The organism is Arthrobacter zhaoxinii (assembly GCF_025244925.1).
In the GTDB taxonomy this organism is placed as follows: Bacteria; Actinomycetota; Actinomycetes; order Actinomycetales; family Micrococcaceae; genus Arthrobacter_B; species Arthrobacter_B zhaoxinii.
Genome location: NZ_CP104275.1, coordinates 2,191,181 through 2,213,781, shown reverse-complemented (window position 1 = coordinate 2,213,781; position 22,601 = coordinate 2,191,181). Strand labels below are relative to the sequence as shown.

The window sequence follows — 22,601 nt, the reverse complement described above, 5'->3', positions numbered from 1 at the left end:
GGCCATGCCTGAGCTTCCCGAGGTGGAGGTGGTCCGCCGCGGACTGGCCTCATGGGTCCGCGGCCGCACCATCACCGGTGTTGAAGTGGTGGACCCGCGTTCCGTGCGGCGCCACGCACCCGGGCCGGCCGACCTCGTCGGCAACCTCGAAGGCGCGGTGGTGGCCGACGTCGTCCGCCGCGGCAAGTTCCTCTGGCTGCCGCTGCTTGAGTCTGCTCCTTCGCTGGGCGGCGCGTCCGGTGCGGCTTCGCCGGGCGGCGCGGCCGACGACGTCGTGCCCTCCTTTGCGCTGATGGCGCACCTGGGCATGAGCGGGCAGCTGCTGATGGAGGACTCCGCACTTCCGGACGAAAAGCACCTGAAAGTCCGGTTCACGCTCAGCCCCGCCGCTGATGCCTCCGGTGCTGCCATGCCGGACGAGCTGCGCTTTGTGGACCAGCGGATCTTCGGCGGCATGTTCCTCACCGACCTGGTCCCGACGCCCGACGGCGAACCCGGCGGCCTGTCCGAGACCGCGCTGCCGCTCGTGGCTGCCGAGGCGGCCCATATTGCCCGTGACCCGCTGGATCCGGCGTTTTCCTTTGACGAGTTCTACCGCCGGCTGCGGCTGCGGCGCACCGGCATCAAACGTGCCCTGCTGGACCAGGGCCTGATCTCCGGGGTCGGAAACATTTACGCCGACGAGTCCCTGTGGGCGGCGCGCATGCACTTTGCCCGTGCCACGGACACCATGCGCCGAGCCGACGCACTGCGGCTGGTAGAGGCCGCCCGGGACGTGATGACCCGCGCCCTGGCGGCCGGCGGCACCAGCTTCGACTCGCTCTACGTCAACGTCAACGGCGCCTCCGGATACTTCTCCCGCTCCCTGAACGCCTATGGACGCGAGGGGCTGCCCTGCCCGCGCTGCGAGGAGCTGGGCCTGCACACCCTGATCCGGCGCGACTCGTTTATGAACCGGTCCTCGTACAGCTGTCCGGTCTGCCAGCCGCGGCCTAGGAACGGCCGCTGGTAGGTTCCCGTTCCACGAGCTGGATCGGATGCCCGTCGAAGTCCTCGACGAAGGCAACCCGCAGTCTTCCGTCCAGGAACGGGTGCGGCCCTTGAAGGTCTTTTGCTCCGGCGTCGAGCGCGGCGGCGTAGGCGGCTGCGACGTCGTCCGTCCAGAGCGTGAGGCACGCGCGGTGTCCGGCTATGACCGGGGTGAGCCCGTGGGCTTCGGCCGCCGGTCCAGGCAGTGCGAGCCCGAGTTCGAAGCCGTCCAATGCCATTTCGATTTTGACCGGTGCCGTCCCTGCTCCGGTTGCGCGGAATTCTTCAGTGAAGCCGAGGGCCGCGTAGAAGCGTGCCGCCCGCGCGACGTCGGTGACGAACAGGATGACCTGTGGATTGTAGATTTTCATGGGTTGAGCAGGTCTCCGGCGGCAGCGAGCTTGCGGAGCTCCTCGATGTGGGCCTTGAATGCCTTCTGCCCGGTCTTGTTCAGGGCCACCCAGGTTCGAGTGCGGCCGTTCACAGAACCTTTGCGCACGGTGACAAGCCCGGCCTGTTCGAGCACCTTGACGTGTTTGCTTAGTACCGAGTCGCTCAGGTCCAGCGCGTCCCGGAGCACGCCGAATTCGGCTTCGCCCACTTCGGCAAGGATCGAACAGATCCGCAGCCGGGTGGGTACATGGATAACCTCACTGAATCCCTCGCCCATCAGGCGGCGTTCCGCAGCGCGCGTGCAAGCCGGGCATCCATGGCCGGTCCCATCACCAGCGTGAGCATCAGGACAAGCACGGCAGCGCCATAACCTATCCATGCCAGCTTGAAGGTCGAGTACAGCACGAGGGCCGCGACGGCGATGAGCGCGAACGCGGCGACATACGTCCAGGCCAGTCCGCGGCTGCCGGGATGGGTGTACACATCAATCACCAGGCGGCTGCGGGTCTGAAGCATCGGCAGGACGCTGAAGAGCACTCCGGACACCGCAATGAGGGCGGACGCCCATCCGGCGTCCTTGGAGAAGACCAGGCCGATGACGAACACCCCCATACCTATGCCCTGGACGGGATAGAGCCATGCGGGCGACCTGACGTGCGGAGCCAGAGCCTGCTTTGACTGGGAGACGGATTTCAGTGCCTGGCGTGCTTCTTCGGCGGAGGGACGGGCGGCATGGTTTTGCGTCATACCGGCAGCCTAGACTTTCCGCAACGGAAAGGGAAGGGTTTCCGTTGCGGAAAGTCGCTGGTCTGCAAACAAATAATTACGTAAGTCTTGTATTTATTCTGGAATTACGTAATTCTCTAGCCATGCCCATTGATGACGACGCCCGGCTTCAGGCCCTGGAGGCACGTGTCGCAGCGCTGGAACAGCGCGCGGAAGCTGCCGGTCCGGCGTCGTCCGCCAATGATGCGGACGTGTTCTGGGCCCTTGAAGGGATGAGGAAGCGCCACCCCGAGCCGGGAGCGGTGCTGTTCACCGGCACCGCCACAACTGCCGCCGGCGCCCACTACGAGTACCAGTACGGGCTGGAGACCGAGCATCTGCTCGACGTCGACTGGACCCGGTTCGCCGACACCCTTGCGTCCCTGGGCCATCCCCTCCGCCTGGCTGTGCTGCGTGCGGTGCTCGGCGGAACCGAGACCGTGGCCGGGCTGGTGGAGGAACTGGGGTCCGGAACGTCCGGGCAGATCTACCACCACGTTCACACTTTGACGGCTGCCGGCTGGCTCGCACCGCATGCCCGGTCCCGCTACCGGATTCCGCCCGCCCGCGTCATTCCGCTGCTCGCCATTCTGACCGCTGCCTCCGGAGGTAACTGATATGAACAAACGCAGACGTATTACCGTCGCCGCCCTTTCCGCGTCCGCTGTACTGGCCTGCGGGCTGCTGGCCGCACCGTGGGCGCCGCGCCTGTCCACTCAGGTTTCCGGCGATGCGGCACTGGCGGAAACTGTTAGGCCCCTGCTGCAGAAACCCGCCGACAAGCTCAGCGTGGCCTACCTGGAAGACGGCACCGTGCGGATCGCCGGCTTCGGCGCCGATGAACGGACCGAGTTCGAGATCGGATCGGTGTCCAAAACGTTCACGGCGGCCCTGCTGGCGGACGCCGTCGAGCGCGGCGAGGTGACCCTGGAGACCACCGTTGCCGAGATCCTGGGGCCGGACCTGAAGGACCCGGAGGCCGAAATCGGTACCGTCACCTTGGCGGAGCTGGCCAGTCACCGGTCGGGGCTTCCCCGGCTTGCCACTGATCCCGGTGCGTTGGTTTCGTCGTTTCTGAATTCCGCTCTCCGCCGCGACCCCTACACTGCCCCGCCCGCCGAGGTGATCGAACATGCACAGTCCGCATCATTGGGAGGGCGGGGCACGGTGGCTTACTCCAACCTCGGTTATGCCTTCCTGGGGCAGCTGCTCGCGAAGGAAGCCGGGATGGACTACGCCGATCTGCTGCAGGAGCGGATCCTGGAACCCCTGGGAATGAAGGACACGTACGTTCCGGTCACTGCCGGCAACCTGCGACCCGATGCTCCGACGGGGCGGGCTGCAAGCGGACTGCCGCACGCTGCCTGGACCGCCGGTGGTGGGGCGCCGATGGGTGGGATCCGGTCTACCGCAGCGGATATGTCGCTATACCTTCAGGCGCTGCTGGCGGAGACGGCCCCGGGTTCCGCGGCACTGGAGCCGCGTTGGGACACGGGCGAGGGCGGCGGTGACGGCGGCGAGGGCGGCGGCGGCGGCGACGAGCAGGTGGGTTTGGCGTGGTTTACGCAGGTCTCCTCATCGACCGGGCGTGCTGCGACGTGGCACAACGGCCAAACCGGCGGCTTTTCCGCCATGGTGGCGATGGACCGTGAGGCGGGCACAGCCGTGCTGATCCTCTCGAGCGTGGCTGCCGGGCAGGAAGAGGCCGCGTTGGCCCTGTTGAAGGAAGGTCTCTGATGGCTCTGGCTCTGACCCTGGTCTCCTGGATGCTCGCCCTCTGGCTGATGGTGCTTTCTCTGTCCGTGGCGCTTCCTGTCTGGAAGCAGGTGGGGAGGCCCTCCGGTCCGAGCCGGAGGTCCCTGCTGGCCGGTTTGTTGGAAACGGCTTCGATTGCGGGAATTCTACGTCTGATCTCCCCGTGGAGTTCCGGATCCGTGGTCCTTTGGGTGGTGGCCGTCGTCGCGCTGGCTGCGGCTGTTGCGGGTGCGGTTCTTCACTGGCCTGAGCTGCCGGGGCGGTCTTCTAAGTCGGAGGGCGTGGCGGGGGAAGCTGCCGAGACCGAGGCTGCTGAGCCGGCGGCGGTGGCGTCGGCAGCACCGGCGAACGTTGCGGCGGCGGCGAACGATGCGGCGGCGCCACCGGCGGCGGAGGAGGCCCGGCGTCCGTCCCTTCCCGTGCGGGAAGCGCCAGGTGTGCCTACTACTGGTAAGTCACTAATTGGTAAGCCACGCCGAAAGTCCAAGGCAGGAAAGAAAGCGAAGAAGGAGCCGGGAAATCTCGCACTGGCTGGGCAGGCAGCCCTGTTGGTCGCCGTCGTCGTAATTTCCTTTATAGGTGGGTAGGTTCATGCCGCTCTGGGTGGCCAACTCAGCCCACGGGAGCATCGACAAGAGGACGGAGGAAGAAGCCTCAAAAACGGGTAGTGGAACAGGTATTTGTTCCCTAGATCGGCGTCCGCGGTCCCGATAGACTCGAACACATGTTCGAATATTCTCCGTCCGAAAGCCATCAGCGGACCGGCAGCCTGGCTGCCGGCACCGCGCTGGTGAATACGTGGGTTGAGGTACTCGCGGAGGACGCGGAGGGCCTTCCCGGCGGTGATGGAGAGCAGGCGGGGGAACAGGACGGCGGTCTCATTGACCGGATCCGTGCCCTGGAGGAACTCAAAGCCGCAGCTGCTGCGGCGCAGGCTCGGGCAACTGCCTTGTTTGATGCTTCGCAACACCGGAAGCAGGCCGAGGCCCGAGTCCGCCGGGAGGAACTGAGCCGCGGCGTTGCCTCCCAGATTGCCTTGGCACGGAGGGAATCGCCTAACCGCGGCGGGCGGCTGCTGGGCTTCGCGAAGGTGCTGACCTCCGAGATGCCGTGCACTCTGCAGGCCCTGACCTTGGGGAGGATCAGCGAGTGGCGGGCAACGCTGCTGGTCCGTGAAACCGCCTGCCTGAGCCTGGAGGACCGGCGGCGTGTGGATGAAGAAGTCGCCGGAGATCCCGACGTCCTGGAGACCCTGGGAGACCGTCAGATCATTTCCCGAGCCAGAGGCGCGGCCTACAGGCTCGATCCGCGGGCAGCGGTCAAGCGTGCAGCCAAGGCCGAATCGGAGCGTTTTGTCTCCTGCCGTCCCGCACCGGACACCATGACCTATCTGACCGGACTCCTGCCTGTCGCCCAGGGCGTGGGCGTCTTTGCCGCGCTGTCCCGAGAAGCGGACCGGCTGCGTGCGTCAGGAGACGGCCGGGGCCGGGGCCAGATTATGGCGGACACCCTCGTCGAGCGCGTCACCGGGCAGGCAGATGCAGAACGGATGAAGGTGGAAGTGCAGCTGGTGATGTCGGACCGGACACTGCTGGGCGGAGACTCAGAGCCTGCCCTGGTCCCTGGGTACGGTCCCGTGCCGGCCCAGTGGGCGAGGGATCTGATCAGGGGTCGTCGTCCCGGGCGGGAAGCCGGAAAGGAAGTCGGGAGGGATACCCGTGGCGCCAAACCGGAAGAGGGCCCGGAACAACCCGCAGGGCGGAAAACAAAGCAGGACGAGCAGGAACAACGCTGGATCCGCAGGCTCTACACCGAACCGACCACCGGTCAATTAGTCGCAATGGATTCCCGGGCGCGCTTGTTCCCGGTTTCGCTGGGACGGTTTATTGCGGCACGCGACCAGACCTGCCGAATGCCGTGGTGCGGGGCACCGATTCGGCATCTTGACCATATTCGTCCGCATCAGGACGGCGGTCCCACCAATATGGTGAATGGGCAGGGACTCTGCGAGGCGTGCAACCAGGCCAAGGAAGCACCGGGTTGGAAGGCTCGAACGGTCGATTCTCTAGGCGATTCTATCGGGCAGAGCGGACCGCACACCGTTGAGACCACCACCCCAACGGGACACGCCTATCGGTCTACCGCACCGCCGCTGCCAGGGGTCAGGGCTGGAGCAGGAGCGGGAGCCGTATCCGGGGACCAGGCGGGAAGCGGAACCAGAGCCGGAGCAGGAGCGGCGCATAGAACGGGGCCCGAAACCGAAGATCAATCAAGCGCCGGAATACAGCCAGTAAAACGGTCAGGATTTCCAACGACGCTCCTGGAAGAATGCATTGTGGACCTGATCTGGGCTGCGTGATGGACCCGCAGGACCCTACCGGCCGGACAGCTCGGCAAGAACCGCATCGGTAAAGGGAGGCCACACTTCCGCAGCCCAGGGACCGAAATCGCGGTCGGTAAGGCAGACAGCTGCAGCACGAGCTTTCGGATCCACCCAAAGGAAGGTGCCGGACTGGCCGAAATGGCCGAACGTGGCCGGCGAACTGTTGGCGCCGGTCCAATGGGGAGACTTATGGGCACGGATCTCGAAACCGAGACCCCAGTCGTTCTCCTTCTGCCGGCCGAAACCCGGAAGCACTCCGGCGAGACCGGGAAAGACCACCTGCGTGGCCTCCGTGAGTCGGCCCGGATCGGTGAGCGTGGGAGCCTGCAGCTCGGCAGCAAACCGGCACAGGTCCGCAGCAGTGGAGATACCACCGGCAGCAGGGGAACCCTCCAGCGAGGTGGAAGACATCCCCAGCGGTACCAGCACGCCTTCCTGCAGGTATTCGCCGAAGGTCATGCCCGTTGCTTGCTCCAGCGTCTCGCCGAGTACCTCGAAACCCGCATTGGAATACAGGCGCCGCGTGCCGGGGGGATAGCGGACCGTGCGCTCGCCGAAATCGTAGCCGCCGGAATGGGCAAGCAGATGCCGGACCGTGGAGCCCTCGGGCCCCGCAGGCTGATCGAGTTCCAACGCGCCCTCATCCAGGGACACCAGCACGGCATAGGCGCTCAGCAGCTTGGTGACGGAAGCCAGCGGAAAACGGCGGTCCTGCTCACCGGCGGTCCCCAGCACCTCGCCGTCGGCGGATACGACGGCGGCAGCAGCATTGTCTACCGGCCAGGACTCAATCTTCTGGAGGCTTTGCACGGGCATCATCCTAGGAGGTGGGGGAGTAGTGCCGGGCAAGCCGGAGCATGCCGTCTTCAATCGACACTTCCGGAGTCCAGTCCAGGACTTCACGGGTTTCACGCTGGTCAAACCAGTGCGATGTCGACAGCTGCTCGGCCAGGAAACGCGTCATGGGCGGTTCGTCGTGAACCAGACCGCGCCTCCCCGCCTTCAACCAGACCCGTTCGATCAGGCTTCCGGCACCGCGGGCAACCCTGCCCGGAACGCTCCAGCCCGGTGCGGACACTCCCGCGGCCGCACAGATACCGGCAATCAGTTCGCCGACCGGACGCGGCTGGCCGTTGGTCACCACCAGGGCACGGCCGGACGCGGCATCCATCCGCTCCAGGCCGCGGACAATGGCAGCCGCCGCGTTGTCGATATAGGTGGTGTCGATCAGGGCAGCACCGGCATCGAGCAGCGGCAACCGGCCGGAGCGGGCACGGTCAATCACACGCTCGACCAGCTGCGTATCGCCCGGACCCCAGACAATGTGCGGCCGGATGGCAGCGACGCGGAACCCGGTGGAATTCAGCCCCAGCGCAATCAGCTCGGCCTCGGCCTTGGAGGCGGCATAGAAACCGCGGGCGCGGGCCGGGTCCGCAGTGCCGGCACCTGCACCGGCAATCGGTTCGCCGAAGTGCGCCACGGACGGAGACGATACGAAGACGACGTCGCGGACGCCGGCAGCCTGTGCAGCCTGCAGTAGGACCTGCGTGCCGACGATGTTGGTTTCCTCGAACTCCCGCCATTCACCGGTGAAGGAGACCTTGGCGGCGAGATGAATCACCGCGTCCATCCCGTCGACGGCACGGGCGGCGGCAGCGGGATCGGCAACGGACCCGGCCACGGAGTCCCGGCCCGGAACTCCCGGCCGGCGCTGGAGGGTGCGGACCTTGTGGCCCTTGGCCTCCAGCAGGTCCGCGACGGCGCCGCCCAGCAGGCCGCTCGCGCCGGTGACTAGGACATTGCGCGGAGCCAGGGCACTCACCGCTTGCCCTTACCCAGGCGCGGCACCGGACCGCCGGCGAGCAGGCGGGACGCCCAGCCGGCCAGTGCGGTGCGGTCGATCTTGGAATTGTGCCGGATGTCGGTGGGCATCTGCGGCAGCACGAGCACTGCTGCCAGATCGAGCCCGACCAGCCCGGCCACGCGGGACCGCACGGCTGCGGTCAGCTTCGGGGACGCGGTTCCGGCGCGGCGTGCAGGAGGATCGGTCTCCACCACGGCCACGGGAACCTGCGCTCCGGCAGGTCCGACGCCGACCAGCGCCGCGCGGCCCACGCCGTCGACCGCCTCGGCAGCCTGTTCCGCGGCTACCGGAGTGCGGACGCCGTCCGCCGTGCTGAGGATGTGGCCCAGGCGCCCCTCCACCCACAGCCGGCCCTCGTCGTCGAAATGCCCGACGTCGCCGGTGCGGTGCCAGCCGTCAATGGACGCACTGTGGCTCTCGGTGATCCAGAGCCGGTCGTAGCGGTCCTTGACGTGCGGGGCGCTGACCAGGATTTCGCCGGTACGGTTCGGGACGGTCAGCGGTTCGCTGCCCACGGACCCGTCCGGGAAGACTTCGGCAATGGCCACCTCGGCGCGGGACACCGCAGTGCCGACGCAGACACCGTTGCCGGACCCGGCGGCACGGATGCCTTCCAGGCTGATGTCGGTGACGGGCAGCGCCTCGGTCATGCCGTACGGGGTGTGCAGGGACGCCTTCGGCACCAGGTCCTGCACCTGGGCCAGCAGCGGCTCGGCAATCGGTGCACCGGCCGAAAGCAGCAGTTCCACCTGGGCCAGCGCGGCCCGCTGCGGAGCATCCAGCTCTCCGGAGGTCGCCAGCACATTCGTCAGCGCTGCGGGCGAGGCGAAGATCGTGGTGGCATCCACGGCCACCGCTGCATCGGCCAGGGCCGCGGCAGTGAGCGTGCGAGGCGAGGTGACATCCATGTCCGGCGTCACCGACGTCGCGCCCAGCGCCGGTCCCAGCAGGGCAAACGGCGCGAAGCCGGCTACCAGCGAGGTGCCGGCACGCAGGTTATAGGTGTCCTTGATGGCATCACGCATGGCGGCCAGCTGCCGGTGCGTGTACACCACGCCCTTGGCCGGACCGGTGGAACCGGAGGTGAAGAGCACGGCGGCGTCGGCATCGGGATCTGCCGGGTACCACGGCACCTCGGAGCCGGCGCCGTCGGCGATGAGCTCCTCCACGGTGTGCTTCACGCCCAGCACCCGCCGGCGGGCCGGGGACAACTCGGAAACGCTGATCCGCGTGCCGGGCCAGCCGAACGCCCGGGCGCCGATGAGCGCACGGTCGATGCCGATCAGGAACGACGGTCCGGCGCCCTTGATGGCCCGGCCGAGGCCCTTGGTGCCCAGCCCGGCGTCGGCCACCACAATCACGGCGTTCAGGCGCAGGCAGGCGTAGATCAGCGAGGTCAGTTCAATGCCGGGCGGCACCAGCAGGTTCACCCGGGTTCCCGGCCGCACACCGGCGGCCGCAAGTCCCGCGGCGAGGGCGTTCACGCGTTCGGCAAGCCCGGCCCAGGACAGGGTGCGCGGTCCGGCGGCCGCGCCGTCGCCGCCCAGCGGTGCCATGTCGACGACGGCGGGGCTGGTATCGCCTGCACGCTCGTCCAGCTCGGCGAGCATGGGCCGGAACGGCTCAGTGCGCCGGAGTGCGGAATCCGCAGGCTTTTCGACGGCGGTCTGCAGCCAGGCGAAGACGGGGGAGGCAATGTCGACGTCTTCGGGCAGCAGATGCCCGGCACCTTCGAACCGGTGCACGGAGGAGGCCGGCAGCCGCTCCAGCAGGTCGCGGAGGTAGCGGTCGGAGAAGACGGGATCTTTAGGTCCCCAGAGGACCAGCGAGGGAACATTGAGCCGGCGGATGCCCTCGGCGACGGAGTTCAGCGTGCGCCAGCTGGGGTGGGTCTCGACGGCGGGAATGTCGGCAACGAAGTTCGCGACCCCGTGCCGGCGGGCGGTGCCGCGGTACGGCAGCGCGAAGGCCTCCCGGACGGGAGCCGGCAGGGCAGGCTGCGCCAGGGAATGCGTGACCCGGATAAAGGCGTCGGTGCTGCGCGTGCCCCAGGGATGGACGGCCGGGTGCAGGGCCAGCTTCAGCGCCGGCGGCAGCGAGTAGCCGGCCGGGTGCACGGCGGTGTTGGTCAGTACGACGCCGGCGAGCTGGCGGCGGTGCCGCAGCGCCCAGCCCAGGGAGATCAGGCCGCCCCAGTCATGGCCCACGGTAACCACGGGGCCGGTGATCCCGAGCGTGTCCGTCAGGTTGCCGAGGTCGGTGATCCGGTCCTCGAGCCGCCGGAAGGCACCGGTGCGTTCGGAGAAGCCCATGTCCAGCTGGTCCACGGCCACCACGCGCCACGGCTTGTCGGCGGACGCTCCGGCGGCCAGCAGGGCGCGCCAGAGGTAGGACCAGGTGGGGTTGCCGTGCACGCAGAGCAGGGTTCCGGCCGGTTCGACGCCGGCCGCGGCCAGGTCAGGGCCGTTGTCGAGCACATGCCACTTGCGGACCGTGCCCGGAACCTCGACGGCGGCGGTGGAGGGAACGTGGACAAACGAGGACCAGGCGGGGGAAACGCCGGGCCAAAGCTCCTCTACCACGCAATCTCCATCATGGTGGTGTTCAGGCCGGAGCCCACGCCCATGCACAGCACCCGGTCCCCGGGGTTCAGGGAACGGGATTCCTGGGCCAGGGTCATCGGCAGCGACGCCGGCCCCACATTGCCCCAGTTCGGGAACGTGATCGGCACCTTTTTGCGGTCCAGATCCACTGCCTTGATGATGGCGTTGGTGTAGGAGTTGGACACCTGGTGGGTGACGTAGCGGTCCATCCCGGTCCAGTCCCAGCCGTTGCCGTGGGCTTCGTGCCAGGCGTCGACGACGAGTTCCAGTCCGCCGTCCAGCAGGCCCTTGGTGTCGGTGTACATGCCGTCAATGCCGCCCACGCACAGTTCGTGGTGCTGGGTGCCGGCACGCGAGACGCCGCCGAGGATGCGGTGCGAGCCCGGGTGCCGGTCGGCACGGCCGATGACGGCGGCCGCGGCGCCGGAGCCGAGGGTGAGGGTCGCGAATTCGCGCAGGTAGTCGTCGCGGGTGGAATCGGAGGCGTTCAGCCGATCGAACGTGGCTTCCTGCACGCCCTGGGAATCCTCGCCCGCCACGATCAGGGCATAGTTGATCTGCCCGGAGTCGATCATGTTGGACGCCAGGGTCATGCCGTTGACGAAGCCCAGGCAGGCGTTGGCCAGATCGAAGTTCATGGCGGAGGAGGGAAGCCCCAGGCCGTTGTGGATCTTGACGGCGACGGAGGGCTCAAGGTTCCGGCGGGTCACGGAGGTGTTGATGAGCAGCCCGATTTCGGACGCCTCGACGCCGGCTTCGGCCAGGGCCTTGGCGCCGGCCTCGGTGGCGCCGTCGTCGAACGCGGTGCCGGCAGCCCACCACCGCCGTTCGCTCACGCCCGCCACCCGCTCGAGCATGCGCTTGGAGAGCCGCAGCCGCTTGAGCGAGGGCTCGAGGCGCTCGTCGAATTCACTGGAACTCATGACCACCGGGGCTTCAACGCTGTTCACGCTGAGGATGGCGGAGTTGGAGTGCTGGAAGTTGAAGTTCCCGGTCAAAATGCCTGCCTTGTCTGCTGCTGAACTTATCGCGCTGGCGGCCGCCGTGAAGCCTGCATCCACGCCCTAAAATCATATGACTCTTCTAGAAGCCTACTTACCGGCCCCGCGATTCCGGAGGCAAAAGCCGGATTACGCTCTCCGAGTAGAGCGGAATTTTGACGCTAACCGCGTAGATTTAAGGAATCAACCCCGGTAGGAGAGATTAACCCCCGTGCATCTGAAGACCCTGACCATGCGAGGATTCAAGTCCTTCGCATCGGCCACCACCTTTGAATTCGAACCCGGTGTGACGGCGGTGGTTGGCCCCAACGGGTCCGGAAAATCCAACGTGGTGGATGCCCTGGCCTGGGTGATGGGCGAGCAGGGCGCCAAGACCCTGCGCGGCGGCAAAATGGAAGACGTTATTTTCGCCGGCACCTCCGGGGCCTCGGGCCGCGCGGCGCTGGGCCGGGCCCAGGTTTCGCTGACCATTGACAACGCCGACGGCGCCCTGCCGATCGAATACTCCGAGGTCACCATTTCGCGCACGCTGTTCCGTGCCGGCGGGTCCGAGTACGCCATCAACGGCAGCCCGTGCCGCCTGCTGGACATCCAGGAACTGCTTTCGGACTCCGGGCTGGGACGCGAGATGCACGTCATCGTCGGCCAGGGGCAGCTGGACAAGGTGCTGCACGCCGGAGCGGAGGAGCGCCGCGGGTTCATCGAAGAGGCCGCGGGCATCCTGAAACACCGCCGGCGCAAGGAAAAAACCCTGCGCAAGCTCGACGCCATGCAGGCAAACCTGGCCCGGGTGACGGATCTCACGGCGGAGCTCCGCCGCCAGCTCGGACCGCTGGGCAAGCAGGCCGCCGTCGCCCGCCGGGCCAAGACCGTGCAGCAGGATGCCCGGGACGCCCGGTCACGCCTGCTCGCCGATGACCTGGCCACCCTGACCGCTGCCTGGCAGAAAGAGGCTGCGGATGAGAACGCCCTGAAGGCACGCCGGGCCGAGGTCGACGCCGCCGTTGCCGCCGGGCGCCGGCGCCAGGCGGCGCTGGAGGCCCTGGCTGCCGAAGCGGCACCGCAGCTGAACAAAGCCCGCGACACCTGGTACGAGCTGTCCTCGCTGCAGGAGCGGTTCCGTTCCCTCGCCGCCCTCGCGGCCGAACGCGCCCGGCTGCTGGGCACGGCGGAACCGGACGCGGGCAGCGGACGGGACCCGGAACAGCTGCAGGCCTCGGCAGACCGGATCCGCGCCGAAGCAGCGGCCCTGGAAGCCGACATCGAAGACCGGCGGGCACGGCTTGAGGACGCCGTGGAGATCCGCGAGGCCGCCGAAGCGGACGCCGCCGCCGAAGAGAAGCGGTACACCGGACTGCTGCGGGCTGCCGCGGACCGGCGCGAGGGCCTGGCCCGGCTGACCGGCTCGGTGGAAGCCGCCCGCTCACGGGTGGCCTCGTCCCGCTCCGAGGTGGGCAGGCTGCGGGCTTCGATCAGCGCCGCCGAGGAACGCCGTGCCCGTGCACAGGAAGAGTTCGAGAAGCTGGAAGGCTCGGCCGCCGGCGCCGAAGCGGGCGAAGCGGACCTGGATGCCGAGTACGAAGAAGCGCAGGCAGCTGCGGAGGAAGCCGAAGAGGCGCTGCAGCAGCTGCAGCAGGCCCGGCAGGAAGCACTCCGCGAGGCGGAGAACCTGGCCGCCCGCCGGGAGGCGCTCGCCGTCGGCCTGGACCGGCGGAACGGCACTGCCTTCCTGCGGGACGCCGGTCTGGACGGGGTGCTGGTGCCGCTGGCGGACCTGGTCAGCGTCAAGCCGGGTTATGAACGGACGGTCGCCGCGGCCCTGGGCACGGCAGCGGATGCCCTGGCCGCCGGGGACCTCGGCGCCGCCGCGCAGGCACTGCAGCACCTGAAGGATGCGGGGGAGGGACAGGCGGACCTGCTGCTGTCCGGGACGTCCGCCCCGGTCCGGGAGTTGCCCGCGGAGCTCCCGCCCGGCGCGGTGCCTGTGCTGTCCCTGGTGAGTGCCGATGCCACGGTGCAGGATGCGCTGAACGCGCTGCTGGGCTCTGCCGTCGCCGTAGCCGACCTGGAATCGGCCGTGAGCCTGCTGGCGGCCGCTCCCGACGCCACGGCAGTGACGGCCGACGGCGATGTCCTCACCGCGTTCAGCGTCCGCGGCGGATCCGTCTCGGCCCCGGGCCTGCTCGAAATATCCGCAGCGGTGGAGGAGACCGACGCCCGGCTGGCCGCGGCACGGACCCGTGCGGAGGAAGCCGGAGCCGGCATCGGGGCTGCCGCCGCACGGGTGAAGGCCTGCCGGGTACGGACGGACGCGGCGCTCGCGGCCCTGCACGAGTCCGATGCCCGGCTCGCTGCGGTTGCCGAACGGCTCGGCACCCTGGGCTCCGCCCTGCGCGCCGCCTCGGGGGAAGCTGAACGGCTTTCGTCCCTGATGGCGGCAGCCGAAGCCAACGTGGTGGCGGAAGAAGCGAACCTGGCCGCCGTAGCGGAGCGTCTGGCTGCCGCGGGCGAGGAACACCGACCCGAAGAGGAACCGTCCGCCGACCGCCGGGACGCCCTGGCGCTCGCCGCAGCCTCCGCACGCCGGGCCGAAACGGACGCCCGGCTCGGCCTGCGCTCGGCCGAGGAGCAGCTCAAGGCCGTCGCCGGCCGCGCCGAATCCCTAGAACGCGCCGCCCAGGCCGAACGCCGGGCCCGCGCTGCCGCCGCGGAACGGGCGCGGCGCCGGGCCGCGGAGCATGCCCGGGCCGTGGCCGTTGGTGCGGCAGCGGACGCCGTGCTGGCCCACCTGCAGGTGTCCCTGGCGCTGGCGGCCGAGGAACGGACCCGGGCCGAGGAGACCCGGACCGCCCGGGACGCCGAACTGGCCGCCGTCCGCAGCGCCACCAACGAGGCCGCCGCCGAACTGGCCCGGCTCACGGATTCGGTCCACCGCGACGAGCTCGCCCGCGCACAGCAGCGCCTGCGGATCGAGGCACTGGAAACCCGTGCCCTGGAGGAGCTGGGCATAACGCCCGAGCACCTGGTGGCGAACTTCGGGCCGGATCAACCCGTTCCGGTGCCGGCCGAGCCGGTCAGCGGCGACAAGTGGGCTGCCCTGCGGACCCCGGTGGACGAGGACGGCAATCCGCTCCTGGACGGCATCCCGTATGTGCGGGCAGAGCAGGAGAAACGGCTGAAACGCGCCGAACGGGATCTTGCCGCGCTGGGGAAGGTCAATCCCCTGGCGCTGGAGGAATTCGCGGCGCTGGAGGAACGCCACCAGTTCCTGTCCACGCAGCTGGAAGACCTCAAGGCCACCCGGAAGGACCTGCTGAACATCATTGCCGACGTCGACCGCCGTGTGGAGGAGGTCTTCACCGCTGCCTTCCGGGACACCGCCGAGCAGTTCCGGCAGGTGTTCGGCCGGCTGTTCCCGGGCGGGGAAGGCCGCCTCGTGCTGACCGATCCGGACAACATGCTGACCACGGGCATCGAGGTCCATGCCCGGCCCGCCGGCAAGAAAATCAAACGGCTTTCACTGCTCTCCGGCGGTGAGCGGTCGCTGACCGCGGTGGCCCTGCTGGTGGCCATCTTCAAGGCCCGGCCCTCGCCGTTCTACGTGATGGACGAGGTGGAGGCGGCCCTGGATGACACGAACCTCGGCCGGCTGATCGGCATCTTCGAGGAGCTGCGCGAGTCCAGCCAGCTGATTGTCATCACCCACCAGAAACGCACCATGGAGGTGGCGGACGCGCTCTACGGCGTCACGATGCGCGGCGACGGCGTGTCCACGGTGATCAGCCAGCGGATCGAGCGCGGAACGGACGCCGGCGCACAGCAGGGTTAGGCCGCGTACCGCTGAACGAAGTTGCGCAGCACCCGCGGCGGCACGTGCACGGCCGATCCGCGGGCCGCCTCCATCACCGTCTCCGCCTCGTCCGGCTCAAAGTAGCCGGCGTGCCGGTACACGGAGATCCGCGTCAGCAGCCCGGCCACATCCAGTTCGGGATGGAACTGGGTGGCATAGAGGTTGGACTTCACCCGGAACATCTGCACCGGGCAGGTCGCCGATCCGGCGAGCTTCACCGCGTGCGGCGGCAGCTCGGCCACGGCTTCCTTGTGCCCCACGTAGGCGGCGAAGCTGTCCGGCACGCCGTCCAGGAGGGGATCCCGGCGGCCTTCGGGTGTCAGCCGGACCTCGACGGGGCCCACGGGCTCGCCGTAGCGCCGGTCCACTGTTGCCCCCTGGTGCCGTCCCAGCGTGCCCACCCCGTAGCAGGCGCCGAAGAACGGGAAGTCGCGGTCCACGACGTCGTCGAGCAGCTTGGCCATTTCCGATTCCACCCGCACCTGGACCGGGGACTTGGTTTCCTCCGGGTCGCTGGAGTTGAACGGGCCGCCGCCCACAATCACGCCGCTGTAGGAATCCAGGTCCACCGGCGGCAGCGGGGCGGCTTCGAGGCGTACCCGGTGCAGCTGTTCCTCGGCGAGCCCGCCGAAACGCAGGAACGAGGCGTATTCCTCGTCGGCGGCATCATCTTCGGCCCGGGTGGCCAGGAGCAGGAAAGGCTTCATTCCTCGATGGTAGTAGGGGCGGGAGCCGGTTTGCGGGCAGGCAGGGTTTCGCGCGCCGCCAGCCAGGCGAGGAAGCCCAGCAGGCCGATGGCGCCGGTGACGCCGAATGCCCACGAGTAACCCAGCGAATCGGCGAGCATGCCGGCGAGGATAGGTCCGGCAATCGCACCGGTGTCGCTGGCCATCTGGAAGGTGGCCAGGACCTTGCCGCCGCTGCGTCCGTTGCCGATGATGTCACCCACCGCCGCCTGCTGGGCGGGATTGAGCAGCCCGGTGCCCATGCCCGCAATGACGGAGATGATCAGGAACTCCGGAACGCTGGAGCTGAAGCCCATCAGCCCGGTGGCCACGGCGTTCACGGCCATGCCGATGAGGACCAGGGGCTTGCGGCCCCAGCTGTCGGCCAGCCGGCCGGAGAAGGTCAGGACGACGGCGGTGCCCGCGGCGAACGCGGTCAGGGATATACCCGCCACCTCCGGTCCGGCGGACAGCGCCGCGGCGGCGAACAGGGGGACCAGGGCATTGCGTACCCCGAAGGAGGACCAGCCGTTGGCGAAGGAGGAGGCCAGCGCCGCCCGGTAGGAGGAATCGCGCAGGGCCTCCCGCACGGTCAGCACCGGCTTGGCCGCGGCCTGCGTGTCCTCGGTTCCGGGGGCGGGCCGGGCATCCTTCAGCCGGAAGTAGACGACGCCGGCGGCCAGCACCAGGGCGGCGGCGTAGACCAGGAACGGTACGCGCAGTCCAAGGCCCGCCAGCAGGCCGCCGAGCAGCGGTCCGCCGATGTTGCCCAGCAGGAAGGAGGAGGCATAGGCGCCGGAGACCCGGCCGCGGACCTCCGGAGGCGCCAGCCGGATGATCAGCGCCATGGCCGAGATGGTGAACATGGTGGAGCCGATGCCGCCCAGGCCGCGGAAGACCAGCAGCTGCCAGTAACTCTGTGCAAAGGCACACGCGGCGGTGGACAGGGCCACGATCAGCAGGCCGGCAATGTAGACCGGGCGCTCGCCGAGCTTTTCCAGCAGCATGCCGCCGGCCGGGGCGAACACCAGCCGGGTAAACGCAAACGCGCTGACAATCACGGCGGAAGCCGTGACGCCGACGTCGAAACTCTGCGCGAACTGCGGCAGTACCGGCGCCACCAGGCCAAAGCCAAGGGCTATGACGAAGGCGGCCGCGATAAGGACCTGGATTTCCTGGGGGATTGGGATTCTGGGGGAGCGCACCATGATAAGGCGATTCTCTCAGATTCCCGGGGAGCGAATGAGCAGCGTGTGAGAAGCTTGGGAGCGTGAATGAGACCCTTTCGATAGTGATCTATGTCCTTGTTGCGATCGCCGTTGTCGGCTTCTCCGCGACACTGCTGGTACGGACCCGGCGGACCCCCAAGAGCATGTACCCCACCCGCCGGGACGCCAACGATCCGGTCACCGGAACGGGCGGCGGCACCGACACCCTCGAGGCGCCGCCGGGGGAGACCGACGTCGTCGTCCCGGATGACCTGCGCGATCTGGAGGAAGCCCCCGCCCCGCAGGCGCCGGGCATCGAGACGCCCGAACCCGTGCAGGGCCGGCTGGCCCGGCTGCGTGCCCGGCTGGCAAAATCCAACAACGCGCTGGGCAAGGCGCTGCTGGCGCTGCTCTCCCGCGACACCATCGACGAAGACGTCTGGGACGAGATCGAGGAAACCCTCCTCCTCGCCGACCTGGGCACCGAACCCACCATGGAACTCGTGGACGCCCTGCGCCAGCGGGTCAAGGTGTCCGGCAGCCAGGATCCCCAGGAAGTCCACGCGATGCTGCGCGAGGAACTGATCAAGCTGGTGGATCCGACCATGGACCGCTCCCTGGCCGTAACCCGCCACGCCGAGACCCCCGCCATCGTGATGGTGGTGGGCGTCAACGGCGTCGGCAAGACCACCACCGTGGGCAAGCTGGCCCGCGTCCTCGTGGCCGAGGACAAGGACGTGCTGCTGGGTGCGGCCGACACCTTCCGCGCCGCCGCCGCCGAGCAGCTCGCCACCTGGGGACAGCGCGTGGGTGTGCCCACCGTCCGCTCCGAGATCGACGGCGCCGACCCCGCCTCCGTGGCGTTCGAAGCGGTCAAGGCCGGCATCGAAGGCGACGTGGACGTGGTCCTGATCGACACCGCCGGGCGACTGCAGAACAAGGTCGGTCTGATGGACGAGCTCGGCAAGGTCAAGCGCGTCATCGAGAAGCAGGCAGCCGTGGACGAGGTCCTGCTGGTCCTGGATGCCACCACCGGCCAGAACGGCCTGACCCAGGCGAAGGTCTTCGCCGAGGTCGTCAACATCTCCGGCATTGTCCTGACCAAGCTGGACGGCACCGCCAAGGGCGGCATCGTCGTCGCGATCCAGCGCACCCTGGGTGTGCCGGTGAAGCTGGTGGGACTGGGCGAGGGTGCGGATGACCTGGCGCCGTTCGAGGCCGAGAGCTTCGTGGATGCCCTGCTGAGCTAGCAGCTAACAGCGAGCACAAGAAAGGGCCCCGTACTCAGTACGGGGCCCTTTTTTGTGGGCGGAAAGCCCGGCCGGCGGTTTAGAACGTGAAGTTCAGGACCGTGACAGTTCCGGCGGTGAGCGGGAACGTCTGGGTGGCGGAACCGTACTCGAACCCGGGGACGGTCAGCCGTTCGGCGGCAGGCACGCCCTCTGCGGGCCGGCCGTCAATCAGGGTGCTGTCCTGAGAGGAGTACGAAGTGCCGGTCATCTGCGTCATGGTCCCGGTGAGGGCCTTGCCCGGCAGCTGCAGGCTGACGTTGGTCGGGGCGTCGGTTTCCGGGTTGTTGTTGTTCACTACCGCCACGCTGACGCTTCCGTCCGCGTGCCGCACCGCGTACGGGTAGGAAAGACCGCCGCCGGCGGTATCGAGTTTCAGGAAGTCGCCCGGCTCCATTTCCGCGACCATCGACATTCCGTAGTAGTTGGACCGTTCATCGACCATCCCGTTGGGCTGCAGGTAGGCCCCGCCTACGCAGATGGCGGACATGGGCGGACCGCCCTGGCAGGTGATCAGCGAACTGTGGAAGCTGACCCTGGAGATGCCCATCTGCGCGGCGCTCAGGGCATAATCGGCGCTCCACACCGCCGACGCGTGGGTCTTGGTGGTTTCGTTGCTGCCCGGGCAGGCGGAGACACCCGTTTCCGGGATCCAGGCCTGCAGCCCTGCTTCCTGGGCGGGCTTCAGGCCGACGCCGCGGAACTCGTTGGCGTGGTCATGGATGTACCTGTTCGTCAGGTTGCCCATCACCGGTTCGCCCAGGGGATCCGAGCCTTCGCAGGAGGAGAGCGGGTAGTGGTGGTAGGAGAGAATCCGCTCCTGCGGCAGGGGGGTCTTGGCGAACGCCGACCACCAGGACGACTCGTAGGTGCCCGGGCCGACGATCGGCACGGAAGGCGCCACGGCGTGCATTGCCTCGGCGTAGGCCTTCAGCTCCACCAGGTAGGCGTCGATGCCGTAGTCGGATCCGCGCAGACCGGTCTTGGCGAACCCGTTGGGCTCGTTGCCTACCGTGACGCCGACAAGGCGCTCGCCGAAGATGGCCGCCGCGTGTTTGGTCATGTCCGCGGCACGTGCCGGATCGTAATTGCCCAGGTCCACAGTGAGGGCAATCTGTCCGTCCACCGCTTCGAGGAGGGTGTTGACCCGCTCCAGGTCCGCCGGGGTTACGGCCCGCACGGGGTGCGCCTTGTCCCCGGACAGGTTGCCGGGAATGGCTTCGCCGGCGGAGGTCCAGAAGAACCGGCGGTCCACGGCATTGCCGCCGAAACGCAGCAGCGGGCGGCCCAGCCCGGAGAGGGACTGCACCATCTCGGGGTTGTCACCGGACAGTGACGGATCGGCAAGGTCGGTGGCTTCCAGGGAAAGCCCGATCAGGCCGGAGGGCAGCGAGGTGCCGGTGGTTTCCGCCGCCACGTTGATGCTCAGCGGCTCCACCGGATTCAGCGGAGAGCCGGCAGGCGGGCCCGCCTGTTCGTAGAACGTAAACGCCGGAGCGGGCGGCAGGGTCGGCTTCGCCTCGACGGTGAACGGCGTGCCGCTGGGGGCCGCCGCGGCCGGAGCGGTGTCCTTGTCGTCCAGCAGGAGCGGCGCGGCTACTGCGGCGGAAGCGATAACCGCCACGCCTGCGACGGCGGCGAGCACCTTTGTGCGGCGTCGGACGGGTTTTTTCGAATCCGGGGTGTCATGGTCTGGGCTCGCGTGTGGCACGGGGGATGGTCCTTAGGGGTTTGAGACAGTGCCCTCATCCTAGCGACCCGGCAGGCCGGTTCCCTGCGGCCGCACCGCGCGGGGAAACCTGGCCGAAATGTGTCCGTCACGATTCTTTAACTTCAACGCCGGGTTTGTAACCTCCCGGCAACACCACCGGGCCGGGCCGGAAATCTGGCCCCGGCAGAGTTCCTTGTGCGGGAGATGCCCGCCATTTGTGAAGGGACGTGAAGATGGATCTGTCAGCAGGTCACGTCTGGGTAATGATTTCAGCAGCGCTCGTGCTGCTTATGACGCCGGGCGTGGCATTTTTCTACGGCGGCATGACCCGCGCCAAGGCAGCGCTGAACATGATGATGATGAGCTTCGTCTCGATCGGAATCATCGGCGTGGTCTGGGTCCTCTGGGGCTTCTCCATGACCGGCGGGAACGGCGTCGCCGGGCTGTTCGGCAACCCCTTCACCTCCTTCGGGCTGAAAGACATCCTCGGCAGCGAGGACCTCATCACCGCCGGCTACGGGGCAACATTCGCCATCATCACCGTGGCCCTGATCAGCGGCGCAGTTGCTGACCGGACCAAGTTCGGCGCCTGGGCCGTCTTCGTGCCGATCTGGGTGACCCTGGTCTACTGCCCGCTGGCCTTTATGGTCTGGGGCGGCGGCCTCCTCGGTGCCGAAGGCGCCGTGGGGTCGGTGGTGGGTGAAGCCATCGACTTCGCCGGCGGCACCGTGGTGCACATCAACGCCGGCGTGGCCGGCCTGGTGCTGGCCCTGATCCTCGGCCGGCGCAAGGGCTTCGGAAAGGACCCCAACCAGCGCCCGCACAACATCCCGTTCGTGATGCTCGGAGCCGCCCTGCTGTGGTTCGGCTGGTTCGGGTTCAACGGCGGCGCTGCCGGCACTGCCGAAGAAGCGGGCCTGATCTGGATCAACACCCTCGCAGCACCGGCCGCCGCCATGCTCGGCTGGCTGCTGACGGAACGGGTGCGCGACGGGCGGGCCACATCGCTGGGAGCGGCCTCCGGCGTCGTCGCGGGACTCGTTGCCATCACCCCCGCCTGCGCCAACGTCAGCCCGCTGGCCGCCGTGGGGCTCGGCCTGGTTTCCGGCGTCCTGTCCGCCCTGGCCATCGGGCTGAAATACCGGCTCGGCTATGACGATTCGCTCGACGTCGTCGGCGTGCACCTCGTGGCCGGCCTGGCGGGCACCCTCGCCCTCGGATTCATCGCACTGCCGGTCGACGGCGCCGGCGGGGGCCTGTTCTACGGCGGCGGGTTGGGCCAGCTCGGGGCCCAGGCAGCAGCTGCGGCAGTGGCCATCGTCTTCTCGGGTGTCCTCACGCTGCTGATCGGGCTCGCGATCCACAAGACCATGGGCTTCCGGATCTCGGAGGAAGACGAGGTCAACGGCGTGGACCTGAGCGAACACGCCGAAACCGCGTACGAATTCGGCGGACTGGGCACCGGCGGTTCCTTCAGCCCCTTCCAGGACACGGCACGCACCACCACCCCTAAGGAGACGGTCAACTCATGAAACTCGTAACCGCTATTGTCCGGCCGGAGAAGCTCGACGCGGTCCGGGGCAGCCTGGAAAGCTACGGGGTCCAGGGACTGACCGTCAGCTCCGCCAACGGATACGGCCGCCAGCGCGGACACACCGAGGTCTACCGGGGCGCGGAATACACCGTGGACCTGCTGCCCAAGGTGCGGGTGGAGATCCTGGTGGCCAATGACTGGGTCAACGACATTGTGGACGTGCTGGTCTCCACGGCCAACACCGGCCGCGCCGGCGACGGCAAGGTCTGGGTGGTGAACGTGGAGGAAGCCCTCCGGGTCCGGACGGGGGAGCGCGGGGACTCCGCCCTCTAGGTCCTTCGGACGCAGGAGGAACTACCGCCCGGCTGGTGCTCCAGCCGGGCGGTCCTTGTGAACAGCGGGGGCAGGAGGGCCAAATAGCCGGAGCGGCTTGGTACCCTTAACAGCTGGGCCTGCCAACATGGCGAAGAACTGACGAAAGAAGTGCGCGG

Annotated in this window: 19 protein-coding genes; 9 read left to right on the top strand and 10 right to left on the bottom strand. The window is 68.3% G+C overall.

Going from position 1 to position 22,601, the window contains the following annotated elements:
• Positions 1-4: 4 nt before the first annotated feature.
• Complete coding sequence (mutM, locus tag N2K95_RS10425) at positions 5-1,012, top strand: bifunctional DNA-formamidopyrimidine glycosylase/DNA-(apurinic or apyrimidinic site) lyase (RefSeq protein WP_260651506.1); 1,008 nt, start codon at positions 5-7, stop codon at positions 1,010-1,012.
• On the opposite strand, the gene N2K95_RS10420 is transcribed toward mutM, so the two are convergent.
• Genes N2K95_RS10420 through N2K95_RS10410 form a run of 3 tightly spaced genes read right to left on the bottom strand, consistent with a single transcriptional unit; the run spans position 993 to position 2,169 of the window.
• The gene (locus N2K95_RS10420) at positions 993-1,400 is read right to left on the bottom strand and encodes a VOC family protein (RefSeq protein WP_260651505.1); all 408 of its coding nucleotides are present in this window, start codon (positions 1,398-1,400) and stop codon (positions 993-995) included. The two genes, mutM and N2K95_RS10420, sit on opposite strands and share 20 nt — an antisense overlap.
• Complete coding sequence (locus tag N2K95_RS10415) at positions 1,397-1,699, bottom strand: transcriptional regulator (RefSeq protein WP_260651504.1); 303 nt, start codon at positions 1,697-1,699, stop codon at positions 1,397-1,399. Before N2K95_RS10415 ends, N2K95_RS10420 begins: the two co-directional genes overlap by 4 nt.
• The gene (locus N2K95_RS10410; RefSeq protein ID WP_260651503.1) at positions 1,699-2,169 is read right to left on the bottom strand and encodes a hypothetical protein; all 471 of its coding nucleotides are present in this window, start codon (positions 2,167-2,169) and stop codon (positions 1,699-1,701) included. Before N2K95_RS10410 ends, N2K95_RS10415 begins: the two co-directional genes overlap by 1 nt.
• A 122-nt stretch (positions 2,170-2,291) precedes the next feature.
• Here N2K95_RS10410 and N2K95_RS10405 point away from each other — a divergent pair, with 122 nt between their 5' ends.
• From N2K95_RS10405 to N2K95_RS10390, 4 genes are all read left to right on the top strand, one after another.
• Positions 2,292-2,804: an ArsR/SmtB family transcription factor gene (locus tag N2K95_RS10405; RefSeq protein WP_260651502.1), complete on the top strand. Its 513-nt coding sequence runs from the start codon at positions 2,292-2,294 to the stop codon at positions 2,802-2,804.
• Position 2,805: 1 nt separating this feature from the next.
• Positions 2,806-3,924 (top strand): serine hydrolase domain-containing protein, encoded by a 1,119-nt coding sequence (locus N2K95_RS10400; RefSeq protein ID WP_260651501.1) that lies wholly within the window; start codon positions 2,806-2,808, stop codon positions 3,922-3,924.
• On the top strand, positions 3,924-4,529 hold the full coding sequence (locus tag N2K95_RS10395) for a hypothetical protein (protein WP_260651500.1): 606 nt from the start codon (positions 3,924-3,926) through the stop codon (positions 4,527-4,529). The genes N2K95_RS10400 and N2K95_RS10395 overlap by 1 nt, the downstream gene beginning before the upstream one ends.
• A 137-nt stretch (positions 4,530-4,666) precedes the next feature.
• Positions 4,667-6,301, top strand: a complete 1,635-nt coding sequence (locus N2K95_RS10390) for an HNH endonuclease (RefSeq protein WP_260651499.1) — start codon at positions 4,667-4,669, stop codon at positions 6,299-6,301.
• Between the two features lie 15 nt (positions 6,302-6,316).
• Here the strand turns inward: N2K95_RS10390 and N2K95_RS10385 are convergent, their stop codons facing one another.
• Genes N2K95_RS10385 through N2K95_RS10370 form a run of 4 tightly spaced genes read right to left on the bottom strand, consistent with a single transcriptional unit; the run spans position 6,317 to position 11,790 of the window.
• Positions 6,317-7,135, bottom strand: a complete 819-nt coding sequence (locus N2K95_RS10385; protein ID WP_260651498.1) for a serine hydrolase domain-containing protein — start codon at positions 7,133-7,135, stop codon at positions 6,317-6,319.
• Positions 7,136-7,145: 10 nt separating this feature from the next.
• The gene (locus N2K95_RS10380) at positions 7,146-8,147 is read right to left on the bottom strand and encodes an NAD-dependent epimerase/dehydratase family protein (RefSeq protein ID WP_260651497.1); all 1,002 of its coding nucleotides are present in this window, start codon (positions 8,145-8,147) and stop codon (positions 7,146-7,148) included.
• Positions 8,144-10,771 carry an alpha/beta fold hydrolase gene (locus N2K95_RS10375; protein WP_260651496.1) on the bottom strand — a complete coding sequence of 876 codons (2,628 nt, stop codon included), beginning with the start codon at positions 10,769-10,771 and terminating at the stop codon, positions 8,144-8,146. The genes N2K95_RS10380 and N2K95_RS10375 overlap by 4 nt, the downstream gene beginning before the upstream one ends.
• A complete protein-coding gene (locus N2K95_RS10370; RefSeq protein WP_255791604.1) occupies positions 10,765-11,790 on the bottom strand; it encodes a 3-oxoacyl-ACP synthase III in 1,026 nt (341 codons plus the stop codon). Before N2K95_RS10370 ends, N2K95_RS10375 begins: the two co-directional genes overlap by 7 nt.
• A gap of 214 nt (positions 11,791-12,004) precedes the next feature.
• Between N2K95_RS10370 and smc the strand changes: the two genes are divergently transcribed.
• A complete protein-coding gene (gene smc, locus N2K95_RS10365) occupies positions 12,005-15,622 on the top strand; it encodes a chromosome segregation protein SMC (protein ID WP_260651495.1) in 3,618 nt (1,205 codons plus the stop codon).
• Here smc and N2K95_RS10360 read toward each other — a convergent pair.
• Together N2K95_RS10360 and N2K95_RS10355 are read right to left on the bottom strand one after the other, a co-directional pair.
• A complete protein-coding gene (locus tag N2K95_RS10360; RefSeq protein WP_260651494.1) occupies positions 15,619-16,350 on the bottom strand; it encodes a glutamine amidotransferase in 732 nt (243 codons plus the stop codon). The two genes, smc and N2K95_RS10360, sit on opposite strands and share 4 nt — an antisense overlap.
• A complete protein-coding gene (locus N2K95_RS10355; RefSeq protein WP_255791607.1) occupies positions 16,347-17,576 on the bottom strand; it encodes an MFS transporter in 1,230 nt (409 codons plus the stop codon). Before N2K95_RS10355 ends, N2K95_RS10360 begins: the two co-directional genes overlap by 4 nt.
• A 62-nt stretch (positions 17,577-17,638) precedes the next feature.
• Here N2K95_RS10355 and ftsY point away from each other — a divergent pair, with 62 nt between their 5' ends.
• On the top strand, positions 17,639-18,826 hold the full coding sequence (gene ftsY, locus N2K95_RS10350; protein WP_260651493.1) for a signal recognition particle-docking protein FtsY: 1,188 nt from the start codon (positions 17,639-17,641) through the stop codon (positions 18,824-18,826).
• Between the two features lie 79 nt (positions 18,827-18,905).
• On the opposite strand, the gene N2K95_RS10345 is transcribed toward ftsY, so the two are convergent.
• Positions 18,906-20,576 carry a hypothetical protein gene (locus tag N2K95_RS10345; RefSeq protein ID WP_260651492.1) on the bottom strand — a complete coding sequence of 557 codons (1,671 nt, stop codon included), beginning with the start codon at positions 20,574-20,576 and terminating at the stop codon, positions 18,906-18,908.
• A gap of 233 nt (positions 20,577-20,809) precedes the next feature.
• Between N2K95_RS10345 and N2K95_RS10340 the strand changes: the two genes are divergently transcribed.
• Complete coding sequence (locus N2K95_RS10340; RefSeq protein ID WP_255791610.1) at positions 20,810-22,108, top strand: ammonium transporter; 1,299 nt, start codon at positions 20,810-20,812, stop codon at positions 22,106-22,108.
• Positions 22,105-22,443 carry a P-II family nitrogen regulator gene (locus N2K95_RS10335; RefSeq protein WP_146364419.1) on the top strand — a complete coding sequence of 113 codons (339 nt, stop codon included), beginning with the start codon at positions 22,105-22,107 and terminating at the stop codon, positions 22,441-22,443. Before N2K95_RS10340 ends, N2K95_RS10335 begins: the two co-directional genes overlap by 4 nt.
• The last annotated feature ends 158 nt before the right edge of the window (positions 22,444-22,601 follow it).

What these genes read in the sequence shown, in the direction of transcription:
- mutM (WP_260651506.1), top strand. Translation starts at nt 5, where the DNA reads ATGCCTGAGCTTCCCGAGGTGGAGGTGGTCCGCCGCGGACTGGCCTCA.
- N2K95_RS10420 (WP_260651505.1), bottom strand. Translation starts at nt 1,400, where the DNA reads ATGAAAATCTACAATCCACAGGTCATCCTGTTCGTCACCGACGTCGCG.
- N2K95_RS10415 (WP_260651504.1), bottom strand. Translation starts at nt 1,699, where the DNA reads ATGGGCGAGGGATTCAGTGAGGTTATCCATGTACCCACCCGGCTGCGG.
- N2K95_RS10410 (WP_260651503.1), bottom strand. Translation starts at nt 2,169, where the DNA reads ATGACGCAAAACCATGCCGCCCGTCCCTCCGCCGAAGAAGCACGCCAG.
- N2K95_RS10405 (WP_260651502.1), top strand. Translation starts at nt 2,292, where the DNA reads ATGCCCATTGATGACGACGCCCGGCTTCAGGCCCTGGAGGCACGTGTC.
- N2K95_RS10400 (WP_260651501.1), top strand. Translation starts at nt 2,806, where the DNA reads ATGAACAAACGCAGACGTATTACCGTCGCCGCCCTTTCCGCGTCCGCT.
- N2K95_RS10395 (WP_260651500.1), top strand. Translation starts at nt 3,924, where the DNA reads ATGGCTCTGGCTCTGACCCTGGTCTCCTGGATGCTCGCCCTCTGGCTG.
- N2K95_RS10390 (WP_260651499.1), top strand. Translation starts at nt 4,667, where the DNA reads ATGTTCGAATATTCTCCGTCCGAAAGCCATCAGCGGACCGGCAGCCTG.
- N2K95_RS10360 (WP_260651494.1), bottom strand. Translation starts at nt 16,350, where the DNA reads ATGAAGCCTTTCCTGCTCCTGGCCACCCGGGCCGAAGATGATGCCGCC.
- N2K95_RS10355 (WP_255791607.1), bottom strand. Translation starts at nt 17,576, where the DNA reads ATGGTGCGCTCCCCCAGAATCCCAATCCCCCAGGAAATCCAGGTCCTT.
- N2K95_RS10340 (WP_255791610.1), top strand. Translation starts at nt 20,810, where the DNA reads ATGGATCTGTCAGCAGGTCACGTCTGGGTAATGATTTCAGCAGCGCTC.
- N2K95_RS10335 (WP_146364419.1), top strand. Translation starts at nt 22,105, where the DNA reads ATGAAACTCGTAACCGCTATTGTCCGGCCGGAGAAGCTCGACGCGGTC.